Origin of the sequence: Reichenbachiella sp. 5M10 (assembly GCF_002742335.1) — a bacterium.
In the GTDB taxonomy this organism is placed as follows: Bacteria; Bacteroidota; Bacteroidia; order Cytophagales; family Cyclobacteriaceae; genus Reichenbachiella.
Window position 1 is genome coordinate 3,838,179 of sequence record NZ_MDGR01000007.1, and the last position, 26,612, is coordinate 3,864,790.

General features: G+C 44.5%; 24 protein-coding genes. 11 read left to right on the top strand and 13 right to left on the bottom strand.

Going from position 1 to position 26,612, the window contains the following annotated elements; all coding sequences use genetic code 11:
- Positions 1-402 precede the first annotated feature (402 nt).
- Both BFP72_RS15530 and BFP72_RS15535 read right to left on the bottom strand, forming a co-directional pair.
- The gene (locus BFP72_RS15530) at positions 403-1,824 is read right to left on the bottom strand and encodes an alanine/glycine:cation symporter family protein (protein ID WP_369824133.1); all 1,422 of its coding nucleotides are present in this window, start codon (positions 1,822-1,824) and stop codon (positions 403-405) included.
- A gap of 10 nt (positions 1,825-1,834) precedes the next feature.
- Positions 1,835-2,530, bottom strand: coding sequence for an arylesterase (locus tag BFP72_RS15535; RefSeq protein WP_073121007.1), 696 nt, complete (start codon positions 2,528-2,530; stop codon positions 1,835-1,837).
- Between the two features lie 157 nt (positions 2,531-2,687).
- On the opposite strand from BFP72_RS15535, the gene panD reads away from it, so the two are divergent.
- Positions 2,688-3,050 carry an aspartate 1-decarboxylase gene (gene panD, locus BFP72_RS15540; RefSeq protein ID WP_289847948.1) on the top strand — a complete coding sequence of 121 codons (363 nt, stop codon included), beginning with the start codon at positions 2,688-2,690 and terminating at the stop codon, positions 3,048-3,050.
- Between the two features lie 67 nt (positions 3,051-3,117).
- Here panD and BFP72_RS15545 read toward each other — a convergent pair whose 3' ends face one another.
- On the bottom strand, positions 3,118-3,489 hold the full coding sequence (locus BFP72_RS15545; protein WP_158233436.1) for a MotA/TolQ/ExbB proton channel family protein: 372 nt from the start codon (positions 3,487-3,489) through the stop codon (positions 3,118-3,120).
- A gap of 139 nt (positions 3,490-3,628) precedes the next feature.
- Here BFP72_RS15545 and BFP72_RS15550 point away from each other — a divergent pair, with 139 nt between their 5' ends.
- The 4 genes from BFP72_RS15550 to BFP72_RS15565 all read left to right on the top strand — a co-directional run bounded on the left by BFP72_RS15550 (position 3,629) and on the right by BFP72_RS15565 (position 8,444).
- Positions 3,629-4,378, top strand: a complete 750-nt coding sequence (locus tag BFP72_RS15550; RefSeq protein ID WP_099600014.1) for a LytTR family DNA-binding domain-containing protein — start codon at positions 3,629-3,631, stop codon at positions 4,376-4,378.
- 45 nt (positions 4,379-4,423) lie between these two features.
- Positions 4,424-5,125 carry an ABC transporter ATP-binding protein gene (locus BFP72_RS15555; protein ID WP_099600015.1) on the top strand — a complete coding sequence of 234 codons (702 nt, stop codon included), beginning with the start codon at positions 4,424-4,426 and terminating at the stop codon, positions 5,123-5,125.
- Between the two features lie 26 nt (positions 5,126-5,151).
- Positions 5,152-7,677, top strand: coding sequence for an ABC transporter permease (locus tag BFP72_RS15560; RefSeq protein WP_255397232.1), 2,526 nt, complete (start codon positions 5,152-5,154; stop codon positions 7,675-7,677).
- Positions 7,678-7,934: 257 nt separating this feature from the next.
- Positions 7,935-8,444, top strand: a complete 510-nt coding sequence (locus BFP72_RS15565; protein WP_143520097.1) for a nuclear transport factor 2 family protein — start codon at positions 7,935-7,937, stop codon at positions 8,442-8,444.
- Between the two features lie 66 nt (positions 8,445-8,510).
- Here the strand turns inward: BFP72_RS15565 and BFP72_RS15570 are convergent, their stop codons facing one another.
- The 3 genes from BFP72_RS15570 to BFP72_RS15580 all read right to left on the bottom strand — a co-directional run bounded on the left by BFP72_RS15570 (position 8,511) and on the right by BFP72_RS15580 (position 12,253).
- A complete protein-coding gene (locus BFP72_RS15570; protein WP_099600017.1) occupies positions 8,511-9,521 on the bottom strand; it encodes a glutamine synthetase beta-grasp domain-containing protein in 1,011 nt (336 codons plus the stop codon).
- 262 nt (positions 9,522-9,783) lie between these two features.
- Complete coding sequence (locus BFP72_RS15575) at positions 9,784-10,878, bottom strand: porin (RefSeq protein WP_099600018.1); 1,095 nt, start codon at positions 10,876-10,878, stop codon at positions 9,784-9,786.
- A gap of 103 nt (positions 10,879-10,981) precedes the next feature.
- Complete coding sequence (locus BFP72_RS15580; protein ID WP_369824148.1) at positions 10,982-12,253, bottom strand: ammonium transporter; 1,272 nt, start codon at positions 12,251-12,253, stop codon at positions 10,982-10,984.
- Positions 12,254-12,769: 516 nt separating this feature from the next.
- On the opposite strand from BFP72_RS15580, the gene BFP72_RS15585 reads away from it, so the two are divergent.
- On the top strand, positions 12,770-13,114 hold the full coding sequence (locus BFP72_RS15585) for a YraN family protein (RefSeq protein WP_158233437.1): 345 nt from the start codon (positions 12,770-12,772) through the stop codon (positions 13,112-13,114).
- Between the two features lie 6 nt (positions 13,115-13,120).
- On the opposite strand, the gene BFP72_RS15590 is transcribed toward BFP72_RS15585, so the two are convergent.
- The 6 genes from BFP72_RS15590 to BFP72_RS15615 all read right to left on the bottom strand — a co-directional run bounded on the left by BFP72_RS15590 (position 13,121) and on the right by BFP72_RS15615 (position 19,746).
- Positions 13,121-14,884 (bottom strand): long-chain fatty acid--CoA ligase, encoded by a 1,764-nt coding sequence (locus BFP72_RS15590; RefSeq protein ID WP_099600020.1) that lies wholly within the window; start codon positions 14,882-14,884, stop codon positions 13,121-13,123.
- 76 nt (positions 14,885-14,960) lie between these two features.
- Entirely contained in the window at positions 14,961-15,818 is an 858-nt protein-coding gene (locus BFP72_RS15595) for a nucleoside phosphorylase (protein ID WP_099600021.1), read from the bottom strand.
- An 87-nt stretch (positions 15,819-15,905) separates the two neighbouring features.
- The gene (locus tag BFP72_RS15600) at positions 15,906-16,544 is read right to left on the bottom strand and encodes an acetyltransferase (protein ID WP_099600022.1); all 639 of its coding nucleotides are present in this window, start codon (positions 16,542-16,544) and stop codon (positions 15,906-15,908) included.
- Positions 16,545-16,576: 32 nt separating this feature from the next.
- Entirely contained in the window at positions 16,577-17,812 is a 1,236-nt protein-coding gene (locus BFP72_RS15605) for a hypothetical protein (RefSeq protein WP_099600023.1), read from the bottom strand.
- A gap of 2 nt (positions 17,813-17,814) precedes the next feature.
- Positions 17,815-19,092: a DUF2851 family protein gene (locus BFP72_RS15610; RefSeq protein ID WP_099600024.1), complete on the bottom strand. Its 1,278-nt coding sequence runs from the start codon at positions 19,090-19,092 to the stop codon at positions 17,815-17,817.
- 72 nt (positions 19,093-19,164) lie between these two features.
- Entirely contained in the window at positions 19,165-19,746 is a 582-nt protein-coding gene (locus BFP72_RS15615) for a TIGR00730 family Rossman fold protein (protein ID WP_099600025.1), read from the bottom strand.
- A 108-nt stretch (positions 19,747-19,854) separates the two neighbouring features.
- Between BFP72_RS15615 and BFP72_RS15620 the strand changes: the two genes are divergently transcribed.
- The 5 genes from BFP72_RS15620 (at position 19,855) to BFP72_RS15640 (ending at position 26,026) form a co-directional block, all read left to right on the top strand.
- Complete coding sequence (locus BFP72_RS15620) at positions 19,855-21,642, top strand: ABC transporter ATP-binding protein (RefSeq protein ID WP_099600026.1); 1,788 nt, start codon at positions 19,855-19,857, stop codon at positions 21,640-21,642.
- A gap of 135 nt (positions 21,643-21,777) precedes the next feature.
- Positions 21,778-22,803: a TerC family protein gene (locus tag BFP72_RS15625; protein WP_099600027.1), complete on the top strand. Its 1,026-nt coding sequence runs from the start codon at positions 21,778-21,780 to the stop codon at positions 22,801-22,803.
- 51 nt (positions 22,804-22,854) lie between these two features.
- Positions 22,855-23,337: a hypothetical protein gene (locus BFP72_RS15630; protein ID WP_099600028.1), complete on the top strand. Its 483-nt coding sequence runs from the start codon at positions 22,855-22,857 to the stop codon at positions 23,335-23,337.
- A 31-nt stretch (positions 23,338-23,368) separates the two neighbouring features.
- A complete protein-coding gene (locus BFP72_RS15635) occupies positions 23,369-25,399 on the top strand; it encodes an OmpA family protein (RefSeq protein ID WP_255397233.1) in 2,031 nt (676 codons plus the stop codon).
- A 204-nt stretch (positions 25,400-25,603) separates the two neighbouring features.
- The gene (locus BFP72_RS15640) at positions 25,604-26,026 is read left to right on the top strand and encodes a DUF1987 domain-containing protein (protein WP_099600029.1); all 423 of its coding nucleotides are present in this window, start codon (positions 25,604-25,606) and stop codon (positions 26,024-26,026) included.
- Positions 26,027-26,093: 67 nt separating this feature from the next.
- Here BFP72_RS15640 and BFP72_RS15645 read toward each other — a convergent pair whose 3' ends face one another.
- Positions 26,094-26,612 (bottom strand): DinB family protein, encoded by a 519-nt coding sequence (locus BFP72_RS15645; protein WP_099600030.1) that lies wholly within the window; start codon positions 26,610-26,612, stop codon positions 26,094-26,096.

The following is a 26,612-nucleotide window of genomic DNA, read 5'->3' on the forward strand; positions in this document are numbered from 1 at the left end:
ATCTGGTTAACTATATATCATACGAAACAAGCAAAACCCACAAACATAAATTGTATGTGCCAATTGATATTGACAAAATAAGTGCAGATCTAGGTTGCGACAATTACATGATCTTTGATCGACTCTACAACCATCTAAACCACAAATACAGCATTATCAAAAGTGATGGAAGTAAAGCTGAACTTTTCGTAAGACGCCTCGGCTCAGAAAAAAACCCTGATATCAATTGCATTCAATTCCCTCTTATGACTTCCATTATTGCAGATTTAACTGAACAAAAAGAAAAGTTCAACAAAACGTATTTGATAGCATACCTTTCACTTATAATATCCATCCTAGCTTTCTTGCTTAGCTTTTGGGAACAATAATCAACAAAACCGAACACTCACGCATAAACATCTATCACTCCACTTTCGCGAAGTACACTTTAGCGGCCTGCATCACTTTGGGTGCAAGGTAGATCGCAGACACCATCGTGGGGATCGCCATCAGACCATACATCACGAAGATCAAGCTCACCACTCCGTCTAGACTCCATACCGAACCAATCAAAATGATGGCTACATACCAGTAGTTGAAGAACTTCGCGTACTTGACGCCCACCAAAAAAGAAAGACATTTCTGTCCCAAGTACGAAAAGCCAAACACCGTCGTAAAGGCAAAAACCAGCACACAAGCAAGGAGTATATAATGCCCCAGGTAAGGAATCGACACATCAAAAGCCTTGGCTGTCAAAGAAATCCCATCCAGGCCAGTCTCCGTCCAGACCCCAGTCGACAGGATACACAAAGCCGTCATCGTACAGATCACCAGCGTATCAATGAATGGCCCCAGCATGGCCGCAAGCCCTTCCCGCACGGGTTCGTCGGTCTTGGCTGCTCCGTGCATCATCGGTGCGGTACCAATACCTGCCTCATTGGAAAACGCCGCTCGTTTGGCTCCCTCTACCACGATCGCACCTACAGCACCACCCAGCACTGCGTCCGCATGAAACGCATCTTCGAATATCAAAAAGAAACTATCAACCACGCCACTCCAGTTCACAACCATAATCACAAGTACGCTCAGGATGTACACTACGACCATGAGCGGCACCAAGCGTGACGCTACTTCACCGATCCGTTTGATCCCACCAAAAATCACAAGTACCGCAAAAAACACGATAACCATCCCTAGCGAAAGATCCACCAAGAACTCATTCCCCTCTACCCAACCGAGTGGACGAATGAGCACCTCACGTGTGACCTGCACAATCTGATTGGCTTGAAAAATAGGTGTAGCACCAAAGAACCCCGCTACCGCAAAAAACACGGCCAGCGGTTTGAAATATTTGGGCATCCCCTCTCGAATCACATACATCGGGCCACCCTGTATCTGTCCCTCACTATCATAGCCACGGTACATCACCGCCAGCGTACAGGTAAAAAACTTGGTCGCCATACCTACAAAAGCACTGACCCACATCCAAAATATTGCTCCTGGCCCGCCTGCCACGATCGCCAGCGCTACGCCGCTGACATTGCCCATACCTACGGTAGCAGCCAGATGGCCAGACAAGGCCTGAAAGTGAGAAATCTCACCCTTCTCTTCTGGGCTATCGTACTTGCCTCGAAGGATATTGATCGAATGCCCGAGGTAACGAAAAGGCAAAAACCTAGAGTAGAGCATAAAGAAGAGCCCTCCTCCGATCAACAAAAAGAGCAAAGGCTTGCCCCATACAAATGATTCTGCTTGCTTAAAAAAATCTTCTAACGTGTATAAAAAATCCATAAAGGAGTGAAAATAGTAAAGTCCAGAGTCCTCTTGACCCCAAACCGTGTTCATTGTAAATGATTTACAGCAAAGGCTGTAGCACAGCCCATACATTCTCGGCTAAGATTGCATGCCCCTCAGCTGTAGGATGTATTCCATCTTCCAAGTTCAGCTCGGGTATACCTGCTACACCTTGCAGGATAAATGGAATCAACGGCAACTCGTACTCCGCAGCGAGCTCTGGATAAATGCGCTGAAAATCTTCCGCATAGTCCGCTCCCATGTTCGGTGGGATCATCATGCCTGCCAGTACCACTTGACAGGTTGGGTATTTGGCTTTGACCTTGTCAATGATCGACCGTAAGTTTTTTCGAGTCTCCTCTGTACTCACGCCTCTCAGTCCATCGTTTGCGCCAAGCTCTAGGACGAAAATATCGATCGGATTCTTCAGCACCCACTCCACCCGAGCATCCCCGCTGGCAGTAGTCTCTCCACTCAAACCTGCATTGATCGTTTGATAGGGCAATTCCATTGAGTCCAATCGCTCCTGAATCAAAGCTGGAAACGCTTCGGTCAGGTCCAATTTGTATCCTGCGGTGATGCTGTTGCCAAAAAAGAGTATGGTCTTCTTCTCTTCATCTGCGACTTGCTTGGTCTCTTCAATTTCTGAAGTAGATGCTGTTTTTTGCTTTTGATCTGAACTACAACTGGTCAGGATCGACAAAAAAAAGATCGTCAGAAAAACCGTCGTGGGTATCCGTAAGTTTCTAATGCACATGATTTTCGGGTGTATTTCGATAAGAAACCAAAATTAACTTTCTAATCCTAAATGGTTTGAAATAAATTAATAATTAATTTTGCGTTTCGTAAACAACATTGCATTAGGGCACAACGTAAGTGCTGAACCATACAAGAACGACTTGATTATGAGATGGATGATGAGATCAAAGATTCACAAAGCGGTAGTCACCGAAGCGAATCTGAATTATGTGGGGAGTATTACTATAGACAAGGATTTCCTCGATATGGTAGGGCTCAAAAAGGGCGAAAAAGTCCAAATCGTGAGCAACACTTCGGGTGCTAGATTAGAAACCTACGTGATCGAAGGAGACCGTGGATCCAAAGAAATCTGTATGAATGGTGCTGCCTCTCACCTCATCGGTGAAGGCGAAGAGATCATCATCATCGGGTACGAACTTACCAATGAAGACATCACTCCAAGTGTGATTCTACTGGACAAAGACAACAACTTCGTAGAATACCTCGAAGAATCCGTAGAGCTCAACCGCTTTCTCTAAGCCATTGAACCTATCGTAGAAAAAGGATGCTGGAAATGACTCTCCAGCATCCTTTTTTTATCCCTCATCAAACAGCCTGTCTCGCTATCATTTTGGCACTAGCCATCTTGAGACCAAACCACAGCAGGTAAGAAATCAAGCATATTACGATCCCATACATACTGGTGATCGAAGACACCTTCAATCCCCCGGCCAACAAGGCCTGAGATACTTGCCCCACTTGCTCTATGGACTGAAAAGCCGAATACAGACCAATGAACTGCCCCAGCACGCCAAACACCAAAGCAAACAACCCTATAGACTTGACCCAACTGACATCCACCGCTTTCCCGTTGAAAAGAGCAATAAATTGAGCTATTGTTATCGCCACTATCCCCATCAGCAACAATGTCAACACGCCCATAAAAAGGCTTCCGCCCATGTAAAATAATTCTACCATGATCATTTAAATTTAAGTGAAAAATATAAAATCAAAGGTAGAGTCAGCCACAGCCTGATGTCAATGCAGAATCCAGTCCTAAACCTGCTACTCGTCGACAAAAGTTCGATATTCGGTATTAATTCAACATTTTAGCGACATGAAAATCACTCGACATGTTTTCTTTTGGGTCGTCATCGTCCTGCTGCTCACCTTGATCTTTGGCAAATCCTATCACAGCTTTTCAGAGTCGTTTTACTTCGTCTGCTTGCTACTCCCGATGACAGTCGGTACTGCTTACTATTTCAACTATTATTTAGTACCTAAGTACTTGTTCATGCAGCGCTATGGCAAGTTTGTACTTTACAGCTTTTATCTACTAATCATCTCACTCAACCTTGAGATGCTCGTCATCACCACCGCCTTCATTGTACTCGCCGAGTATGACTTCACCAACATGAACCCCATCACCACAGACGTGTCCATATTGACCCTAGCGCTATACTTTGTCGTTTTTGGTTTTTCCTTCGTTCGTTTGGTTCGGTTCTATTTTCAAAACCAACAATCCATTTCTCGGTTCGAAGAGGAAGTCAAAAAAGCAAGTACCACCACCATTACCATAAAAGAAAATCGCAAAAATCGCCCTGTCAACCTCGATGACATCCACTACATCGAAAGCCTCAGCGACTATGTCACGATTCACCTCTCGGGTGAAAAAATCACCACCAAAGAAAAAATCAGCGTACTCGAGTATCGCCTACCCAGCCAGTTCATCCGTATCCACCGTTCCTTCCTTGTCAATCGTCATCATGTCACGGCATTCGCCAAAGATCAAGTTCAAATCGGTGAACTCACCCTTCCCATCAGCAGAACCTACAAACAAAAGGCAATTAGGAGCCTCGAAGCTTAAACCCTTTGGTTCATATCCCGTAAATTGTGACTTATAGTATCCTTTATGTCACAGATTTTAGAAGTTCACAAGCTCTCCAAAACATACCAAAGCGGAGAAAAAAACCTTACCGTATTAGATCAAATTTCCTTCAGTCTAGAAGCAGGAAAATCCCTTGCGATCGTAGGTCCCTCTGGCAGTGGCAAAACCACTCTACTCGGACTCTGCGCAGGATTAGATCGAATCGATACAGGCAGTGTCAGCATAGCAGGGCACGTCCTTGATCAACTCAGCGAAGATCAAAAAGCGCAAGTACGCAACGAAAACGTAGGCTTTGTCTTTCAGAACTTCCAACTGATCCCTACGCTCACAGCACTAGAGAATGTAATGATCCCCCTCGAACTCCTCGGTGACAAAAATGCACTTCAAGAAGCTACAGCTCTCCTCGATCAAGTCGGGCTGGCAGATCGAAAAAACCACTACCCGTCCCAACTCTCAGGAGGAGAACAACAGCGAGTAGCACTGGCACGCGCCTTCTCCAACCGTCCCAAAATCCTCTTCGCCGACGAACCCACCGGCAACCTAGACGAAGAGACAGGTGCTAAAATCGAAAAATTGCTCTTCGACCTCAACCGAGACAAGGGCACTGCCCTCGTACTCGTGACCCACGACATAGAGCTCGCCCACAAAACCGACCACCTCATTCGTCTCAAGGGCGGAAAAGTATTTGAATCCGATCTCCTCAGCCAAACACACGCTCAATCTTGAAATCACCGCATTTAGTTCCTAGACAAATGTCCCACACCTGGCTACTCCGCATGGCCTGGAAAGACAGCCGACGCAGCAGATCCAAACTCCTACTATTCACACTATCCATCACGATAGGCATAGCGGCACTAGTTGCCATCAACTCCTTCAAAGAAAACCTCAACGACGAGATCAACAACCAATCTAAGTCCCTACTCGGCGCAGATCTGGAGGTATATTCTCAAAAGCCCTTCACTGCAGAGCAAATGGGCTTGATAGATAGTATGGGGCAAATTCGTTCTCTACAGAGTCGTTTTTCTTCCATGATATATTTCCCTCAAACGGGAGCTACCCGATTGATACAAGTCAGAACTCTAAAGGGGGATTACCCCTACTACGGCGTGATTGAAACGTCTCCAGTTTCGGCAGCCACAGAATTCAAATCAGGACTCTATGCACTCGTAGATGAGACTCTGATGATACAGTACAATGCCAACATCGGTGATCCCGTCAAGATAGGGCAACTAGAATTCCAGATCATAGGAAAATTACAAAGCATACCAGGTCAAAACAGTGTCAATACTGCCGTAGCTCCAGTAGTCTACATCCCACACCAATACTTACAGCAAACAGGACTTGTCGAGCGAGGCAGCCGCGTGTACTACTCCTACTTTTTCAAAACAGATCAAGAAATTATCGAAGAGGAATTCGATGAGACGTACAAAGATCGACTCGAGGAGTTGTCGTTGCGCTATGAGACAGTCGACAAACGCAAGAAAAACACCAGCATCGCCTTCAACAACACGACCATATTCTTGAATATGTCCGCATTCATTGCTCTCCTCTTGGGGAGCATTGGCATAGCAGGAGCAGTCTACAGCTACCTCCAAGAGAAAAAACGCTCTGTGGCTATCCTCAGATGTTTGGGGCTCGGTGGTAAACAAGCGTTCCTCATTTATCTCTACCAAGTCCTAGTCATGGGCTCTGTCGGCTCCCTGATCGGAGTAGCAATAGGAACTAGTCTCCAATTGTTCATGCCTGGTTGGGTAGAAGGTCTCGTTCCTTTTTCGATCCAAACACGGTTCTACTGGCTCACCGCTCTTGAAGGCCTTTTCATTGGAATAGTCGTCACGCTGCTCTTTTCTTTGTTGCCGCTGCTCTCGATATTGAAGGTTTCTCCCCTCAATTCGATCCGCTCGGAATTCGAATCAGAGAATGACCAAAAAGGCCTGTTAGTCAAAAGCTCCCTCTATGGCTTGATCACTTTGTTCTTGTTTTCCTTTTCTTACTTTCAAATTAGAGAATGGGATCAAGCAGCAATTTTCATCGGAGGCCTGCTGGTGACCTTTGTTTTACTTTGGGCCTTATCCAAAGGTCTGATTTATCTAGCCAAAATCACTAGCTCCCCCAGCTGGAGTTTTCTCTTCCGTCATGGAGTAGCCAACCTCCACCGCCCCAAAAACCAAACGGGTCTACTCATCATCACAGTAGGTATGTGCACCATGCTCATCTCTATCATGTATTTTTCGCGACACGTACTGCTCGATCAGATTACCCTTGCGGGAAGCAAAGAACGTCCCAACATGGTACTCTTCGATATTCAAACACATCAAAAAGATGAGATCGAGAAGGTGATCATGGATTTTGACTTACCCGTTGTACAAAATGTACCTGTAGTAACGATGCGTCTTCTCGAATACAATGGGATCACCAAAAAAGAAGCCAGCCAGGACTCAACTTTGGAAATCCCGGACTGGCTCTACAACCGAGAGTACCGAGTGACTTTCCGAGACAGCTTGATCAGTTCCGAGACCCTCACCGAGGGCCAGTTACGTACCCACCAACCCAACGATTCTATTTTCATCTCTGTAGACGAGGGATTTGCCGAGAGGCGAAAATGGAAGCTTGGAGATAAAATTATATTTAATGTACAGGGCGCATTGATGAAAACCTATATCGGCAGCTTTAGAAAAATAGACTGGCGCAGGATACAAACTAATTTTCTCGTACTTTTTCCTACAGGGATACTCGAAGAAGCCCCGCAGTTTCATGTGCTCGTCACCAAAGTGAAGGACAATCAACAATCCGCGAGCTTCCAACAAACCATCGTCAAGCACTTTCCCAATATATCAATCATCGATCTCGAACTCGTCCTACAAACCGTCGAAGAAGTGCTCACCAAAATTTCGTTTGTCATCCAATTCATGGCCCTGATCTCCGTACTCACAGGGCTACTCGTACTCATCAACTCCATCGTTTTGAGCAAATCCCAGCGAATCAAGGACAGTGTGCTCTTGCGAACCCTAGGAGCCAAATCCAAACATATCATGAGTGTCATCGCCATAGAATACATCGCTCTAGGTCTCATCGCAGCAACCACAGGTCTGCTGACCGCTCACCTCTTGACATGGGTCCTCTCTGTCACTCTATTTGAAGCCGAGTACACAATCGATTTTGCCTCGACGGGCTATCTACTTCTTGTGGTGACTTTCTCCACATTGGGGATGGGATTACTCAATATGCGACCAGTTCTGAACGAAACGCCACTCACTATACTAAGAAGAGAAAGCTAACCCATCATCATAACTATCTGAAAAACAATATGTAAAGTTTCAATCCATCTCTCAATAAATAAGGGTGGCACACCGTTTGTTTGTCATAGAAACAAACGCTAAGTAATGAAACAGTTCAGAGTCATATTAATCATCGTCTTGATCAGTTGTTCTTTGATGGCCTTCGCTATCTGAGCCGCCTCTTATCATCGCATAGCTCCATTGATACAGGAGTAGCTTGACCCACCCCTAAATCTCTCGCATATTCATTCAAAAACATGAAAATGCATCCCCTTGCCGCACTACTCTTATTCTTCACGTTGTTACAATGTAGCCCTCCTCCCAAGCCCGACGTTCCTACACTGACTACAACTGAAACAGCGATTCGCCAAGTTGTACTCGACCTCTTTCAAGCCATGTATGACGGAGATAGTAGCCGTGCTCATGATTTGTTTCAAACGGACGCCAAACTCTACACGATCTACCTTCGAAACGATTCGACCCAATTTCATAGAGGCGAGGTTTCTCAGTTTCTAACAGCCATAGGTACAGCCCACGAATTCAAATGGATCGAAAAATCATGGAACTACAAAATCTCCGTAGATGGAGGGTTGGGGCAGGTCTGGTGTGATTATGCCTTCTTTGCTGGTGACAGCTTCAGTCATTGTGGTGTAGATGCCTTTCAGCTCGTACATACAACAGAGGGTTGGAGGATCTTTTCTCTCGCAGATACTCGGCGCAAAGAAGCATGTATCTTCCCTACAGGAGCCTATTTTGAACCAAAATAGGCAACTCCAGGCACAAAAAAAGGGCTACCTCACTGGCAGCCCTTCTTATTATTTATTGCTAATTTCTTATCCTACAGTCTTCACTGTTTTGATAATTCTTGCTGCTACTTTGTACGGATCAGCGTTAGAAGCTGGTCTTCTATCTTCTAGATAACCTGACCATCCTTTGTTCTTTGTGTAAAGAGGAATACGAATAGACGCTCCTCTATCAGACACACCGTATGAGAAGTCAGTGATCGCAGCAGTCTCGTGCAATCCAGTCAATCTCTGATCGTTGTATGCACCATAAACAGCGATATGCTCATCTACTACGCTTCTGAAAGCTTCACATACTTTCTTGATTTTCTCTTCTGATGCCGCAGTTCTCAAGTAGGTATTAGAGAAGTTGGCGTGCATTCCCGAACCGTTCCAGTCTGTAGCACCTAGTGGTTTCGGGTGGTACTCGATGTACAATCCGTACTGCTCAGACAATCTCTCCATCAAGTATCTTCCGATCCAAATCTCGTCACCTGCTTGCTGTGCACCTTTGGCAAATATTTGCCACTCCCACTGTCCAGCAGCTACTTCACCGTTAGTTCCTTCGATATTCAAACCAGCAGCGATACATAGATCGAGATGCTCGTCTTTGAAGTCTCTACCGAATACATTTTGTCCTCCTACACCACAGTAGTATGGTCCCTGAGGAGCAGGGTATCCACCAGCTGGGAATCCAACAGGCAATTTAGTCTCTGGATCCATCAAGAAGTACTCTTGCTCAAACCCAAACCAGAAGTCATCATCTTGATCGTCGATAGTAGCTCTACCATTAGATTCGTGTGGAGTACCGTCAGCATTCAATACCTCAGTCATCACCAAGTAACCGTTTTCGATTGCTGGATCTGGACATATATAGACTGGCTTCAAAATACAATCAGAAGAACCGCCTTCTGCTTGCTGGGTTGATGAACCGTCAAATGACCACTCAGGACAATCCTCTAGCTTACCGCTAAAATCTGATACAACTTTGGTTTTACTTCTAAGAGATTGAGTAGGCTGGTATCCATCTAGCCAGATATACTCTAATTTTGATTTTGCCATTTTTCTATAAGTATTTAATAATTTTCTAATTCTAAGCTCTTTTCACTTTTGGGGGGGTGTTGTATATGAGATAGATGTGTCGTCAGTTATTTTGTGGTCTACCGAGAACAAATACGTATTATTACGGAATACCAAAGGTAGCAACTTTTTTCAAACCCTCCATATCCATGGATAATCAATTGGGCATAAAAAGTATTTGGAGCGATGCATATGCACCCACTCCAAACACATAATTGCTTAAACACTTAATAAAGTCTTGTTCTTAGAATGCATACACAGCTGCAAGCACGAATGAAGAAAGGCTACTTTGTGGATCACCGTCTTTGTCTCCAAACACATCTTCTGAAGCTGCATCCAATCTAATCTCAGGGATGAAAGTTAATCCTCCTACAGTATAGTTTGCAGAAAGAGTTACGTCAAACACATTACTTTTCCCATCAGCATCCCATACTGGACCGATAGCACCATACTGGCCGAATTCACTGAAATATTCTGCTCTTACACCCAGTCCGAATGCATCAGACAATGAATATTGCACATAAGCAGCAGCTCCGTAAAACCCAAAGTTATCTACACCGTCGGTTACAACTTTGGTTGTTTGATATGTAGCATTGACACCTAGGTAAAATGCATCACTCAAGTCCCATCCTGCAGTCAAATCTGCTTGAAACAGAGCGTTCACATCATCACCAGTTCCAGTTTGATCTCCATACAACAAGTTCAAGTAAACCCCTTTGTATCCCAATTGAGCTCCCAATGAGTAAGTATCAGTTGGGTTGAAATCTGTCATATCGGTTGGGTTAAAAACACCCACCATCAAGCTTAAGTCATCATTCAATGCAAAATCTGCTTTCAAACCAGTATGAGAGAACGGGCCATATGAGAACATGTATGAAGTAGAGTAGTTGAAGTTAGCCGTTGGAGAAATCACCTCATAACCCAAGAAAGTATTGAAGTTACCAAAACTCAAAGTTGTCACATCAGACACATTCCAGTACACATACAATTGGTTGACAATAGCACTGTTGGAAGGATCGCCAGAAGGGTCAACTGAACCAAAAACTGCAGCATCTCCTCTTGGACCGAATACCAAGTCAGCTACAAACCCAGTCTTTTCTCCTTCTAACCCAACGATTAAGTTGGCCATACCCAGCGCAAACCCGTTTTGATTAGCAAAAGAAGACCCTGGTGCTGAACCAGTCCCGTCATTTGCAGAGTTCAAATTTACCCTGTAATATGCGTCCACACTACCTGAAATCGAAAGCGCTGGTTTAGAAGACTCTTCTTCGTCCTGAGCATTCGCTGCAAATGAAGCTACCAACAAAGCAGCCAATAAAATTTTTGTAAATTTTTTCATTATTACCTTATTTAGAGTTGAAATTTAAAGTTGAAGAAAAAGACCTGTTTACTGTGTTCGCACCACAGTGCAAACAGGTCTTTCTTTATTTTATGAGAATGAATTACTCGTCGAATATGATCGTGTAACCTCTGATACCGTGCTCGTGGCTATCAAGGCCTTCGGTCTCATGTTGTTCAGATACTCTTACCCCTGTAGTTTTCTTCAAGATGAAGAACAACAAGAAAGCGATTGGGAAAGCAGCTCCTGCGTAACACAATACTCCGATCAATTGAGTCATGAAAGAGAACTCACCAATACCGAATATACCTACAGCCAATGTCCCCCAGATACCACATGTCAAGTGAACCGAAACAGCACCAACAACATCATCCAATTTGAATTTGTCCAAAGTCACTGCAGACAATACAACCAAGATTCCGGCTACTGCTCCGATGATCAATGAAGAAGTCACTGACACTACGTCTGCTCCAGCAGTGATTCCTACTAGACCTGCAAGGATACCATTGAGCACCATGCCCAAGTCCATTCTTTTGAAAATAACTTTAGCTGTAAAGAAGCCAAACAACCCACCTGTACATGCAGCCATACAAGTTGTCACCAATACGTAAGAAACTAGATCTGGATCAGCAGACAGTACAGAACCGCCATTGAAACCAAACCATCCCAACCACAGCAAGAATACTCCGATCACTGCCAACGGCACAGAAGCTCCTGGCTTGTCAATTACTTTTCCATCTACGTATTTGCCAAGACGTGGCCCGATGATGATGATACCAGCCAATGCGCCCCATCCACCTACAGAGTGAACCAAAGTAGAACCAGCAAAATCATAGAATCCCATTTCATCAAGGAATCCTCCGCCCCATTTCCATGAGCCCAAGATTGGGTAAACCAACCCTACATAAACCACAGTGAAGATCATGTAAGCTGATACTTTCACACGCTCAGCAATCGCACCAGACACGATAGTGGCAGCAGTCGCAGCAAACATCCCTTGGAACAAGAAATCTGTCCAGTATGTATAACCTGCTCCAGCATAATCAATAGAAGCGCCATCAGTAGCTGCATCGAAACCGATACCCGGTCCAGCAAATCCTAAAACGCCAGAGATGTACTGAAACTCGCCAGGATACATCAAGTTGAATCCACAGATCAAATAAGTCAATAGACCGATGATCGGTGTAATAGTATTTTTGAACAGGATGTTCACTGTGTTTTTGGATTGTCCAAAACCAGCCTCCACACCTGCAAAGCCCAAGTGCATAATAAACACCAAAGCTGTAGCCAACATCATCCAGATGTTGTTTGCCGTAAAAAGCGCAACAGCTCCTTCAGAAGCCTGTGCGGCCGCCTCAGTAGTCATTTCACTCATTACATTAGTCAAAATTGTCATAGCAATAATTTTAAGTTTAAAATAAATTTATAGTCCTAATCAGCAGATGATTTGCCCTTGCTGCAAAGCACAAATCGCCGAATTAAAATGCTAAAGTTTACCCTCTCTTGTATTCTCTATTCTCTCATCAAAACAAGAGTGGGTTTTGAAGTTTTTCATATCCCTCAGCTGCTAAAGTAACAAAACCACGTAGAACTACTTAGTTGAAGTGCAGAAATCGAACTGATTTACATGATATTTATAGTATTTTCAATTTTTCAGTATTTTGATTGTAATTATTCAAACGTCAATGACAAAACCAGTCATACATTGACATATTATCAAAAAAAAGACCCATATTTTGATTTAAACCTCTCTAATATGCGGTCATTACATTTATTTTACTGCGTTATGGCAGGTTTATTACTTGGAAGTATTTAAGTATTGAAGAAATACTGAGTTTTGATTTTACGTAAATACTTAAGTACATTAGTAGACAACATTTGCCTCACACACTTGACAAACACTAAAAACACTGGAAATCAAGCAGAAGAACTCATCGCCCAACATCTCATGACATTGGGTTACCGTATTTTGGCAAGAAACTATAGGTACAAAAGAGCAGAGATAGACATGATAGTAAGCACAGAGGATTTACTGCTTTTTGTAGAGGTGAAATATCGCAAAAGCGAGAGATATGGACATCCCGAAGCATTTGTCTCCCCCAATCAACAGTCTTTGATCCTATCAGCAGCTGCCCATTACTTAGAAGAGACACGTTGGCCAAAAGCCATACGATTTGATGTGTTTTCGGTCAATGCAGAGAACAAAATCACCCATTTCGAGGATGCCTTTCACTAGGCTCTGTCATGACTCGTATATCTTTCGAATCAACTCCGCGTACCGCGTCTTGATTACACGACGCTTGAGTTTGAGCGTAGGTGTCAACTCTCCCGTATCCACACCCCACTCATCCTCCACAAGCTCATATTTCTTGACTTGTTCCCAGTGACCAAAACCAGTATTGTACTTATCGATCTGAGATTGGATCAAAGTAGCGACCTGCGGATGTTTGAGTAGCTCACTCGTGCGAGAAAAAACCACCCCATGATGAGTACACCAATCCGTAAGTGCCAACACATTGGGCACAATGATCGCCGCTGGAAACTTCTGCCCCTCACCTATGACCATAATTTGTTCTATAAAAGGAGATTCTTTGAATCGGTTTTCCATTCGCTGTGGAGCGATATACTTTCCTCCTGAAGTTTTAAACATCTCCTTCTTCCGATCAGTAATTTTGAGAAAATTGTCCTCCAGCTCACCGATATCTCCTGTATGTAACCATCCCTCTTGAATAATCTCTGCTGTTAGTTCTGGAGCCTTGTAATAGCCAAGCATCACATTTGGACCTTGACAAAGAATCTCTCCATCCTCTGCAATCTTGACTTGAATCCTGTCCAATACACGACCTACGGTACCGACTCGCACTCCTCCTTCAAAGGGCACATTAAAAGCAATACCTGGAGAGGTCTCTGTCAGTCCATACCCCTCACAAACAGGAATCCCCGCGGCCCAAAATACGCGTGCCAACCGAGGCTGTAGCGCAGCGGCTCCCACCAAGACATAACTCAGGTTGCCTCCGAGAGCTTCTATCCATTTCGTGAAGATCAACCTACGGGCAATTTTCAGCTGGACCGTGTACCATACCCCCTGATACGCATAGGGTTCAAATTTCAAACCCAACCTCACCGCCCAAAAAAACAGTTTACGCTTCACCCATGACAACTCATAACCTTTGGCCACAATACGATCATACACCTTTTCCAACAAACGAGGTACCGTTGTAAACATTAGCGGTTTGACCTCCTTGAGATTATCTGCCAAGGTATCCATGCTCTCTGCATAATAGATCGATACACTCCTGAAAAAATAAAAAGAAATTGCCGTCCTCTCCAGAATATGACACAGTGGCAAAAAACTCAAAGCAGACCCTCCGTGATCAAACAATTCCCTAAGAGCTACTTTGACCGCTCGGGCATTGCTGACGACATTGTCATGTGACAGCATGACCCCTTTGGGTTTGCCTGTAGTACCTGAAGTATAAATGATAGTAAACAAGTCCTCGGGTCGAATAGTCGACTTGATTTGCTCTACACGCGCACAGTCCCCATTGGGGTCCAAACTCAACACCTGTTTCCAATTGGGACACTCCTCGACATCCTCAAACGAATAGATATGTTGCACACTTGTAGTCTTTGAAGCCTCTTGCACCTTGCCTACCAACTCCTGATCCGCTGCAAAGACCACCTTGACCTCTGCGTGCTCAAAAATATATCGGTAATCCTCTACAGTGATGGTCGGATACATCGGAACAGACACAGCACCTATTTCGCTGCATGCCTGGTCTACGAAATTCCACTCAGCCCGATTGGGCGATATGATGGCCACCTTATCTCCTGGTCCTACCCCTAGTTTGAGCAGACCGAGACTCAGTTTGGCTGAGATATCCAGCACTTCTCCCGTTGAGTAGGCACGCCAATTCCCTTGTTCCTTTTGACTCAAACACACCTCGAGAGGGTGTGTAGCCAATTGATAATGGAGAAAATCAAATACACGTGTCGGACTATTCATAATCAAGTATTAGTCATCAAGATAATCAATTCAAAAGGAAATATCCTCCATGTTTGGCCCCCGAACAAAGACCTCACTACAATCTATCCAGCACCTTGCGGATCAAGGAATCAATTACCTTGTCGGGGTCTTTAGAAAACTTATTTTTTGCTCGGTTGGCAATAATAGCATTGAGGCTAAGCATCTCGTGTCCCATGAGCCGACCAAGGGCATAATATCCCGCCGTCTCCATTTCGAAATTTGTCAACCAAAAGTCGTCGACGTGAAAATACATCAAGTCCTCCATCAAATGCGGATATTTCACATCCAATCGAATGTTTCGCCCTTGTGGGGCATAGAACCCTGGACAAGTTACGGTATTGCCTCGTAACATATCAAAAGCGAATTTCTCTCTCAATGTAACGGACCCTTCCACACAATACGGCTTGAATGGCAAATCGATGTACTGTTTGAGTTTATTGGTCAGGGTGTTTTCAAACCCTGTCTGCCTGAGGTTGTAAAACATCATCAAAGTATCCAGCCCTATCCCAAAATCAGACACCAAGTGAGTTCCCAGTCGCAAATCCTCCTGCAACCCCCCAGAGGTCCCTATTCGAATGATATTCAGCTTACGCTTTTTCTCTTTGACTTGACGTGTCTCCAAATCGATATTAGCCAATGCATCCAACTCCGTCATGAATATCTCGACATTGTCAGTCCCCATACCTGTACTGATCACTGTCACTTTTTTCCCTTTGTAGCTTCCTTTGTGCGTGATAAACTCGCGACGATTCATCTCAAAATCAATCTTATCAAAGTACTGACTGACTCGAAACACACGACTTGGATCACCTACTGTGATGATCGTATCACTGATATTCTCAGGTTTGAGATTGAGATGATAGACACTACCATCTTGATTGAGGATGAGATCCGTTTCTAAGATTGTTTGCATGAAGACATTGGCTCAAAGGACTATTTCAAGATAATGAAAAGTTTGAGAAATCTAGACATTGCGAGTGTCTAGCATCGATGCGACACACTATTTCTTGACTTCTACAGCTGGGTTGCCAAACACAGTCTTGCCAGCAGCCACATCCGCTACGACCACAGATCCAGCTCCTACTCGAGCATTCTTGCCCAATTTGACACCTGAGACGATGGTAGATCCAGAACCTATAAATGCCCCTTCGCCTATCTCTGCATTTGCCCCTATAATGGCTCCAGCACCTACTTGCACAAAGTCTCCCAGCTTAGCAGAATGATCGACAATCGCACCAGAGTGTAGTAGACAATGACTGCCTATCTCTGTTCCTGCTCCTAAAATCACACCTGCATTGACAAAATTACCGTGACCAATGACACATGACTTGGAGATATGGGCTCCATTATGGATCGCATTGACGGGCATTTTCTTTCGCTTGTCGGTGATCATTTTTGCCAAGCTCTTTTTCTCCTTGTTGTCATCCGTTGCAACAAACACCTCACACTTTTTTCCGATCAATTTCAAAAAACCATCGTCATCCGTGCTTCCCAAAACAGGGATATTGTCAATTTCTGTGGCATGTAGATCTTTGTTATCATCCAAAAAACCATAGATGACATTGCCATTCGATTCGAAAATCTCAAGAGCGGCTCTTCCCAAACCTCCTGCTCCAAATATTATTACTGGGTTATCCATACCGCGAAGTTATCGATTATCCGTAGACAATCTCACGTCTTGCTTTTCAAAAAAGGGAGATAAACAGGGATATTGAGAATTAAAAACAAAAGGAGTGGCATGTAATACACCTTGTATCGGGCGATCGTTCCAAGATTGGGCACACTATAACTCAACAGCACCGCACAACACACCACAAACGCCACCAGACTCCAAATTTCTATCAAGTATTGCCTATTCACACTAAATCGTCTCGTCACTGCATATATACAGTAAACCAACAAAGCAAAATTCTCTAGGGCACTCCACACTTGAGGAAAGGACCATGTCTCCCCTAGCATCGGGCGAAAAATACCGGACACAAGAAAATATAACAGATTGATTGCCCATTCGATCATTCCTCCCCCCACCGACCAAGTGCTAATTTGGCTGAAGGAATCACTCTGCTTTAGAATCATGTCATGATTTTGCTGAATCACACCCCACAATTGGCCCCAATGAAAATTGGGACTAAGCCAATACAAAAAAAGATATCCAGGCACAAGCCATAACAAACCAACCCGTACCACACGACTCCAGACACCCCCTTGAGGAAACCAACGTCCCATCACATGGCACGTCATCAAAAACACCACAGCCGGAAACAGTAACGCCGCGATGTAGTATTTAATGACCACCAATACTACAGCTCCCAATATCAACACAGCTCCATCCAATAAACGGATAACTCGTCTGGATCGATACGACGCATAAAACCCGAGCACGAACAGCAATGCAGCATAAGCCAAACTCTCTTTGAGCAAACCAGAACTCCAAAACACTACCGATGGAAAAAAAAGAAACGATATAACTGCTGGCCATTGGAAGGACTCGTTCCACTCCGAGAAACGAACAACAGCATATATTCCCGCACAAAAACTAAACAATGAAAAATACATCCCACACAACCAGTAATCCACATGCCAAACATAAATCCCTACCGCCACCAACCTCGTGAACCAAATCGCTCTTACAGCCTGACTACTCTCCGGCGCTTCACTGATCTCTGACCAAAATGATTCCCAATCCAACTGTGCCAAGCCCCACGCTTGATCAAAATAAAACCATGTATCTCCTCCTTGATAATGGTACATATACAGCAATCCCAGAAGCAGACCACAGCACAATTTGAACACGAAAGCCACCCAAAACACAGCCGGATGCAACCCCGCACCAATCCCACGACGAATCAAAAGCACTCCTCCTGCCAAGAACAGCAGGTTCAACACGTACACTATGATGTTTTGCAAAATCAGTCTGAGATCAGTTTGATCCCAATTTTACAGGAAAGACACTTCTTTTTCAAACAAAACTCATTCTTCAATTCGATCAAAGCCTGACTATCGAAAGCCGACTTAGCCCTGATCCCCAAATACTCCCACCTATCTAGAATATGGTTCTGCTCTGGCTTCAGGCTTTGCAAAAGCTGCACTGCACGATCCATATAGGACTCCTGCCTCACATGCTGACTATATGCAGCAAGGATGGGCGCCACACTATTGATTAGCATGACCTCTAAACTCCCTGACCCCAAGCCACCAAACTTACGGGCTGACTCCTTGTCAAAATCATAGTGGCTTTGCCAATATTCAGAAGGGGGATGAACAAACATTTTCTTGAGTTCGGTAATCGACTCGTGATTCAGTATTCGATCAAAAAATTTGGCATTGTCTGTAAAAAAAGAGGCCAACTGAGCCAAACGAATTGTCGGGAAATTCCATGGACGCATCCTCAAAAACTCCCATTCCACACGTAGCATACCACGCCCCTTCAAATTGTACTTTTGGGACAGGTACTGGTAGCGATCTGCTAACCTCTGATGATACCCATCTTCGATGTCTCCTTCCAAAAAGCCCGCAACTCCATACACCAGTGCTTCGATATCAACGATGTTATGCAGATGCTTGAGAAGAATTTTGTGGGTAAGGACATTTGACAACTTCAACATAGATTCAGCATTCTTCTTGAAACCAAAGTTCTGCGCGATGGTCTGATAGGCCGTATCTTCCCAAGACCCTTTGTTTTGTTCCAACCGCTCTAGTATTTCTTTGGACTTTCGCCGAAGACGCTCTACCCCGACCTGATCACACATCGAGACCTTATCGATAGTTCGCACTTGATCCAATTGACTTTGGCAAGGGATTTCGGCGGGTTGATTGATCAGGTTTTTGTAGCGAGACACGAAGCTTTCGCTCACCCTACTTTTCAACTCCAAAACAGGAAGAACCTCACCATCCTCTCGACGACACTCTCGGTCGTCGTGCCATACGACATGCAAGATGACTGTATTGTATTTGGGGTCTTTGTGGTGCTGATGATGCTCCCAATCAGAGGAGTTGACATGTATCTCCACACTGCCAAACCATTGAATACCGTCAATCTTCAGCTTGGATTGTAGGAAATCCGGCCCTCCCTCTGTATTGTGGTGACCGGTAGCAAAAACATCGACAACTCCACCGTTTGTCGTTTGCAGCCCTTGCGTATCATAGTGCTGATACTGCCAAACGAAATGTAAAAAAGATTCTTGCACAGTTTTCCGAAGCTACTCTCAAAAAAACTACTGCTACCAAATAAACGAAAATGTAACGAGCTATCCAAAAAATCAGGTCAATCCGAGTTTTTGTCGATGATCAGTCTTGCTGACTTCAAATGACTCCATGTCTTCCAAGAGTTCTTTGACATTGTCCCGAATCACAAACAAACTGAGATGATCTTCTCGAATCAATTCGTTCTTTAGCATGTGGTCCATGAAAATCATCAGCGGGTCATAATACCCGTTGACATTCAAGATCCCAATGGGTTTTTGCACCAACCCCAGTTGACCCCAAGTCAAGATCTCCGCCAGCTCCTCCAAAGTTCCAAAGCCGCCAGGCATCGCGATAAATCCCTCCGCTCGCTCGGCCATCTCTGTTTTTCGCTGATGCATGGACTCGGTCCGAATGATCTCTGTAACCCCTTTGTGCGTAATCTCTACCGTATCTAGAAAACCCGGAATCACCCCGATAACCCGGCCTCCCTTAGCTAGACATGCGTCTGCAAGCACACCCATCAGGCCTATACTGGCTCCCCCATAAACCAAGCTAACCTGCCTCTCTGCCAGCTCCTGTCCCAGTTCTGCAGCCACTTCTTTCATCGCAGGATTATTTCCCATCGACGAACCACAATACACACAAATACTTTTCATGTCTTTTTGTTCAAATCTAGCAATCCTATTGACAATAGTTCCAAATTAACAAGATCGATTGGTCGGTAAAAATTAGAAGCTTACTTTTGCGCAAATATTAGGACACAAATGGCAAGAGAGAAGTTGAAGGAAGAGGACAAGAGGAAGCTCAATGGCGAAAATTTCAAAAAGCTATACGGCATCTTTCAATACTTGATCCCATACAAATCAAAGTTTATCGTAGGGCTTATTTTCTTAGTCATTGGTAGCTTTTTACTATTGGCCTTCCCCCTCGTAGCAGGCAAGCTCATCGACGCAGCGAGTGGCGACCAAAGCTGGATACTCACAGACATCACACAGATCGCTTTATTTCTACTTGGCATTCTATTTCTACAAGCCATCATCTCTTACTTTCGCGTGTACCTGTTTGCACAAGTCAGCGAAAACGCGATGGCTGACATCCGCAACGGCCTCTACAAAAGAATCATTCAACTGCCTATTTCATTTTTTGACAAAAACCGGACAGGCGACCTGATGAGCCGCATGACCGCCGATGTGAGCATGTTGCAAACGACCTTCTCCACCACACTCGCAGAGCTTATCCGCCAGATCATCACACTGATCGTAGGCTTGACACTGATTTTCGTCACGACGCCTGCTCTGAGTGTATTCATGCTCTGCGTGCTGCCCATTTTGATTTTTGTCGCGATGATTTTTGGAAAAAAAATCCGCAAATTGTCCCGTATCTCTCAGGACGAACTAGCCGCCTCATCCACTATCGCTGAAGAGACCTTCCAATCTATACTGGCAGTCAAATCCTTCACCAACGAGACCTACGAACAAAATCGATTCTTTGGATCACTCAGTAGAGTAGTAGATGCAGCCATCGGAGCAGCCAAATACCGAGCAGGTTTCATTTCATTTATCATCTTTGCACTACTCGGTGCGATGGTAGCCATCATTTGGTATGGAGCAGTTCTCCTCCAAAATGGAGAAATGAGTATCGGAGACTTGATTTCATTTGTCCTCTACACCTCCTTCATCGGAGGATCCATCGCAGGTCTCGGAGACCTATTTGGGCAATTGCAACGAGCCATTGGTGCCTCAGAGCGTGTCTTAGAGATTCAGAATGAAGCGCCCGAAGAGCTTGAAGAGCAAGTAGCCCCAATAGCCAAAGTAAATGGCAACATTTCATTTGACAAGGTCTCGTTTGCCTACGAAAGCCGCAAAGACATCCAAGTCCTCAATCAGCTCTCACTGGAGATCAAGGCAGGAGAAAAAGTCGCCTTGGTCGGCAAAAGTGGCGCAGGCAAAACAACCATTACCCAGCTACTGCTAAGGCTATACCAAGGACATCAAGGCAGCATCAAAATTGACAACACCAACATCGAAGCTTTCGATATCGCAACCCTACGAGGCAACATCGGTATCGTCCCGCAAGAAATCATCCTATTTGGTGGATCTATCCGAGAAAACATCGCCTACGGCAAGCCCGGCGCAACCGAAGCTGAGATACTCGATGCGGCACAAAAAGCACACGCTATGGAGTTCATAGACAGCTTCCCTGAAGGACTTGACACGCTCGTAGGCGAACGGGGCATCAAGCTCTCTGGTGGCCAACGTCAACGCATCGCCATTGCCCGGACGATACTCAAAAACCCCGCCATCCTCATCCTAGACGAAGCGACCAGCTCATTGGATTCGGAATCAGAAAACCAAGTACAGCAGGCATTCAACGAACTGATGAAAGACCGTACAACACTAATCATAGCGCATCGATTGGCTACTATCAAAACTGCCGACAAGATCTTCGTATTGGAACATGGGCAAATCATAGAGTCCGGCAACCATGACAATCTTGTCAATCAAACCAATAGTACATACAGCCACATGGTCAATCTACAATTGGTCGAATAATCTTACACATTGAACCCGTAGATTGTAGCACTGATCTAAAGCACCCAAAAGAGTTGAGTATTATATCCTGTTTATATTATATTCTGCTTTCTTTTGCGGTTAGCCCGACCTAGGACACCAAATAACATTGAAGGAATGAACTTGATACTTACTAATCTCTTTTCTGGAACCAACGAAGGCCTATTGTTTGGCATATTCGGGGTGGTCATCGTGCTATTCCTAGTGGTAGACTTGGGACTGGTCCATAAAGGACCCAAGAAGATTTCCCAAAAAGATGCCTTGATGCAAACCATCTTTTGGATTGTAGTATCTGCAATCTTTGGAGGACTCATCTACTATTTTGGTGGCGGGTCTCAAGATGCCTTGGAGTTCTTTTCGGCATATGTCACAGAAAAGGCCCTCTCAGTAGACAATATCTTCGTCATCCTTTTGATCCTTCGGTACTTCAAAGTCAAAGACGAATATTACCATGACATCCTTTTTTGGGGTATCCTAGGAGCCATCGTATTCCGTGCCATTTTCATCTTCCTTGGGGCATTGCTGATTGGTGAGTTCCACTGGATCTTGTACATCTTCGGTGTGTTTTTGATTTATTCGGGCATCAAAATATTCAACGAAGACGAAGAAATGGATGTCAATCCAGAAAAAAACATCCTTACGAAATGGGCGAGAAAATTTCTCCCCATCTCCAAAGACGAAAAAGGAGGAAAATTCGCCTTTCGAGAAAATGGAAAGTTTTGGTTTACCCCCCTATTTCTCGTCATCCTATTGATCGAATCTACAGATTTGATCTTTGCAGTGGATTCTATTCCCGCAGCTTTTGCCATCAGTCAAAACGAGTTCATCATCTACACTTCCAATATTTTCGCAGTGATGGGCTTGAGAGCTATGTTCTTTCTTTTAGCCAATATTTTGGACAAGTTCTACCTTCTTCAAAAGGGTCTTTCGGTAGTACTTATCTTTATAGGCGCAAAAATGCTCCTAGAGTGGGACATCCTACAGCGTGGCTTTGAATGGATCGGCATAGGACATCTACACATACCTGTGATCTGGTCATTTATCGTTATCATCTTGGCACTGACACTATCCATTGTGCTCTCGATTCTTTTCCCGCAGTCTCCAGAGGCCGTGGAAACTGTCGAACAAGCCGACACAAAGTAAGTGTAGCCTTTTTCTTTCTTTTTCGTAAATCTAAAATAAAAACGTACAAGAATGATAGTTCCCTTTGACCAAATGCCCGAATCGGCAAGAGTATGGATATACCAAGCCAATAAATCATTTGAGCCACAAGACTTGAGGCTCATTCAAGAGGAAGCCACACAATTTTTAACAGGATGGGCAGCACATGGTGCCCCGCTCAAGAGCGCATTCAAAGTCCTTCACGATAAATTTTTGATTTTGTCTGTCGACGAAAGTTTAAACCAAGCCAGCGGCTGTTCGATTGATGCGTCCGTAGGTCTAGTTCGCAACTTAGCCCAAAAGCTCAACGTGGATTTTTTTGACCGTACCCAGGTTTGCTTTATACTCCAGGATGAAATTTTCGAAAGCCCTATTTCTGAGCTCAAAACCCATATCGAAAATGGGAAAATCAAAAAAGACACCTTGACCTTCAACCACTTGGTCCCGACCATCCAAGAGCTCAATGCATCGTGGATAGTGCCCGCACAAGACAGCTGGATCAAAAGATATTTCTAAGCTCATTTTCTTTTATTAGATTACTCATTAGATGAAAATGTTTAATCGATACCTCATTTCCGCTCTGCTCCTAGTAGTCGCCAGTTGTAGCCCTCTCAAAAAAGCCAACAAGAGTTTCGACAAGGGGGAATACAGTACGGCCATCCATCAATACAAGAAAGCACTCAAAGCAGACGACCCCCTATCTAACTATGCCCTAGCAGAAGCCTACCGCAAATCCAACAACCTCAAAAAATCAGAACCCTACTATAAGGCTGCCATCGACCATGGCACGAAAGAAGAAAAAGCTTACTATTACTATGCTTTGGCCCTCAAAAGCAACCAAAAAGAAGAGGAAGAAAAGAAAATTCTCCGGGAGTACTTGGCCAAAGCCGAAGACGAAGATGTCATCATATGGGCACAAAACGAGTTGGACAATCTGTACAAACTAGATGACTTACGCGCAAAAGTCAACTACTTCCGAGTAAAGAATCTAGACGAAATCAATACCCCTGCAGCAGAATACTCCCCCGTATACAACAATGGCTACCTTTACTTCACATCCAATCGAGACGGGGGCAAGACCTACAAAGGAACCGGCACCCCCTTTACCGACATCTACCGTGCACGTACCAAAGGTGCCAAGGTGGACCTTTCAAGCCTAGAGGCACTCGACGACAACATCAACGACCCAGACATCAACGAAGGCACTATCACCATGTCAGCCAACGGGAAAACCGTGATTTTCGCGAAAGCAAACAACGGGAAATCCAACGGGACAAATGAAGTCAACCTCTACTTCACTCGCTACCGAAACGGGCAATGGAGCGAAGCGCGTCCACTCTCTATCAACGGCAAGAACTCTTGGGACTCCACCCCTGCACTCACTGCAGATGGCACAACACTGTACTTCTCCTCCAACAGAGAGGGAGGCTATGGCGGACTAGACATCTACATCGCTAAACTCAACAGAAGAGGTCGATGGGTAGACATTCGCAACATGGGGCCACACATCAATACCCCTGGCAATGAAATATTTCCCTATGTGGGCGGGACCGGCATGCTGTACTTCTCATCAGACGGGCAGGCAGGATTCGGTGGGCTCGATATTTTCCAAGCCACAAGAGATGGAGGACAGGTAGTCGTCGAAAACCTTGGACTCCCTATCAATTCTCCTGCCGATGATTTTGGCCTATTCTTGTTCAACCCTTCTCGTGGGTTCTTTACATCCAACAGAAAAGGAGGCAAAGGAGATGATGACATATACACCTTCGTCAATGATGACCCGAACCTCAAAATCGTCAATTATTTCCTCTCAGGCACCACACTGACCCCAGACCAACAAGGAATCATGCAACCACTATCCAATACCAAAGTCGTGCTCGTGGACGAAGAAGACGGCATCATAGACGAGGTATTCACCAAGTCCGATGGGCAATACGAGTTTCGTGTGTATGCTGAAGAGAACTACTACCTCATCGCCGAAAAAGAAAACTACTTCACGACCAGAATCGATTTTTCTACGATCGGAAAATCCCTCGACAAAACCACCTTAAAAGAAATGGTCACTAACGTCAATTTCGAGATCGATCTCCCTCTCAACCAGATCGTCATCGAAAAACCTATCGTACTCAACAACATCTACTACGATCTAGATAAATCAGACATCAAAGAAGAGGCTGCCAAGGAACTGGACAAACTAGTAGTGATCATGCGTGACAATCCCGAGATCACCATCGAACTGAGTTCGCATACTGATGTCCGTGCAGATGAAAAATATAACCAACAGCTTTCACAGCGTAGAGCACAATCTGCAGTAGACTACATCATCGCCCAAGGGATAGATAGCAAGCGAATCACAGCCAAAGGCTATGGAGAGTCCAAACTCATCATCGAAAATGCAGACTCCGAAATCGAACACCAACAAAACCGTCGTACGGAATTTAAAGTGATCAAGTACAACCCCAAAGATACAAGTGATGAAGAAGGGGATTTCGAACAAGGCGAAGAAGGGGATGAAGATTCTGAACAAGATGATAGTGATCGTTTCTTTTCGGATTTGGACGAAGACACCGAAAACTAATCCTTGGTTTTCTAAGAATTTTTCCTAATTTGTAACTCTACTCGTCGAGTTGAGAAAAGTTCTACTCGCCACAAGCAGCAAGAACAGCCCTACGAACTTATTTATGGCATATCTACTTAAAATTTATTTTTAGGGGATTCGCTTATTTTATAAGTGCTAGGAATTTTTCATTTTTGATAACGAAGAAAAATAGATTGAATTCACATGAAAGGATTTTTTATAAGAGCCACTAGAATCACACCATCGATATATTTCAATCCACAAAAGGGGTTGCTTGACATCAGGGGGAAATCAAGCCCAGAAAATCCATTGGCATTTTACAAACACTTGCACGAGAGCATTGATCAGTTTGGCAGTACAGACACCCCTACGTTGACGCTCAATATTGCCTATGAGTATTTCAACACGAGTTCGTCAAAATGCATCTATATCCTATTCAAGAAAGTCAATGACCTGAGAATCGATAAAGGCAAAAATGTCAAAGTAAACTGGTACTTCGAAGACGGTGACGAAGACATGCAAGAAGCCGGTGAAGATTTGAGTTCGTTCTTCAACTATGAATTCAACTATGTAGAAATCCCAGAAATCAACGTCTTGGGTGAGATGAGAAAAGAAGAAGAAAATTAATACAGCCACCAAGACACAAAAAAAGCACTGCGTATCCTGCAGTGCTTTTTTTGTGCCTCACCCCGCATTACATCTGTCCACTCCACGGAGGAGTCACTCCGATAAACCGAGCATAGGTGACAAACTGACCTTTGTGCTCGGAACAATGGGAATTGCAGATGGACATGATCGCTCTTTTGGTGTACTTGCCAAATGGCAATTCAACCTCAGTCTCTAGATCATTTTTCTTAATTGCCGCAGAAGCTGCAGTCACATAATCGAATGAATCATTGATGGCTTTGAGCAAGTCCTCTTTCGACTTGAGTGTCTTTTCAAAACTCTGCGCGTCCACACCAACAGCAGGCGCTGCTCCCAAGAAGCCCCCAAACATATAGTTGGCCGCAGCGATGTGAGCGACCACTTCTGAGATGGTTCTGACATCGGTATTAGGCTTCCAACCAAGCATATCATCTGGGATAATCTCCAGCAGTTGAACGATGTGTCCTTTGTTGAAGGAAGCTCCTCCAGCAAACTCTTGTTGTACAGTAGGTGCTTGTCCCCACGCTAGCATCGGGACAAAAACGAAAAGGTAGATTAGTTTTTTCAT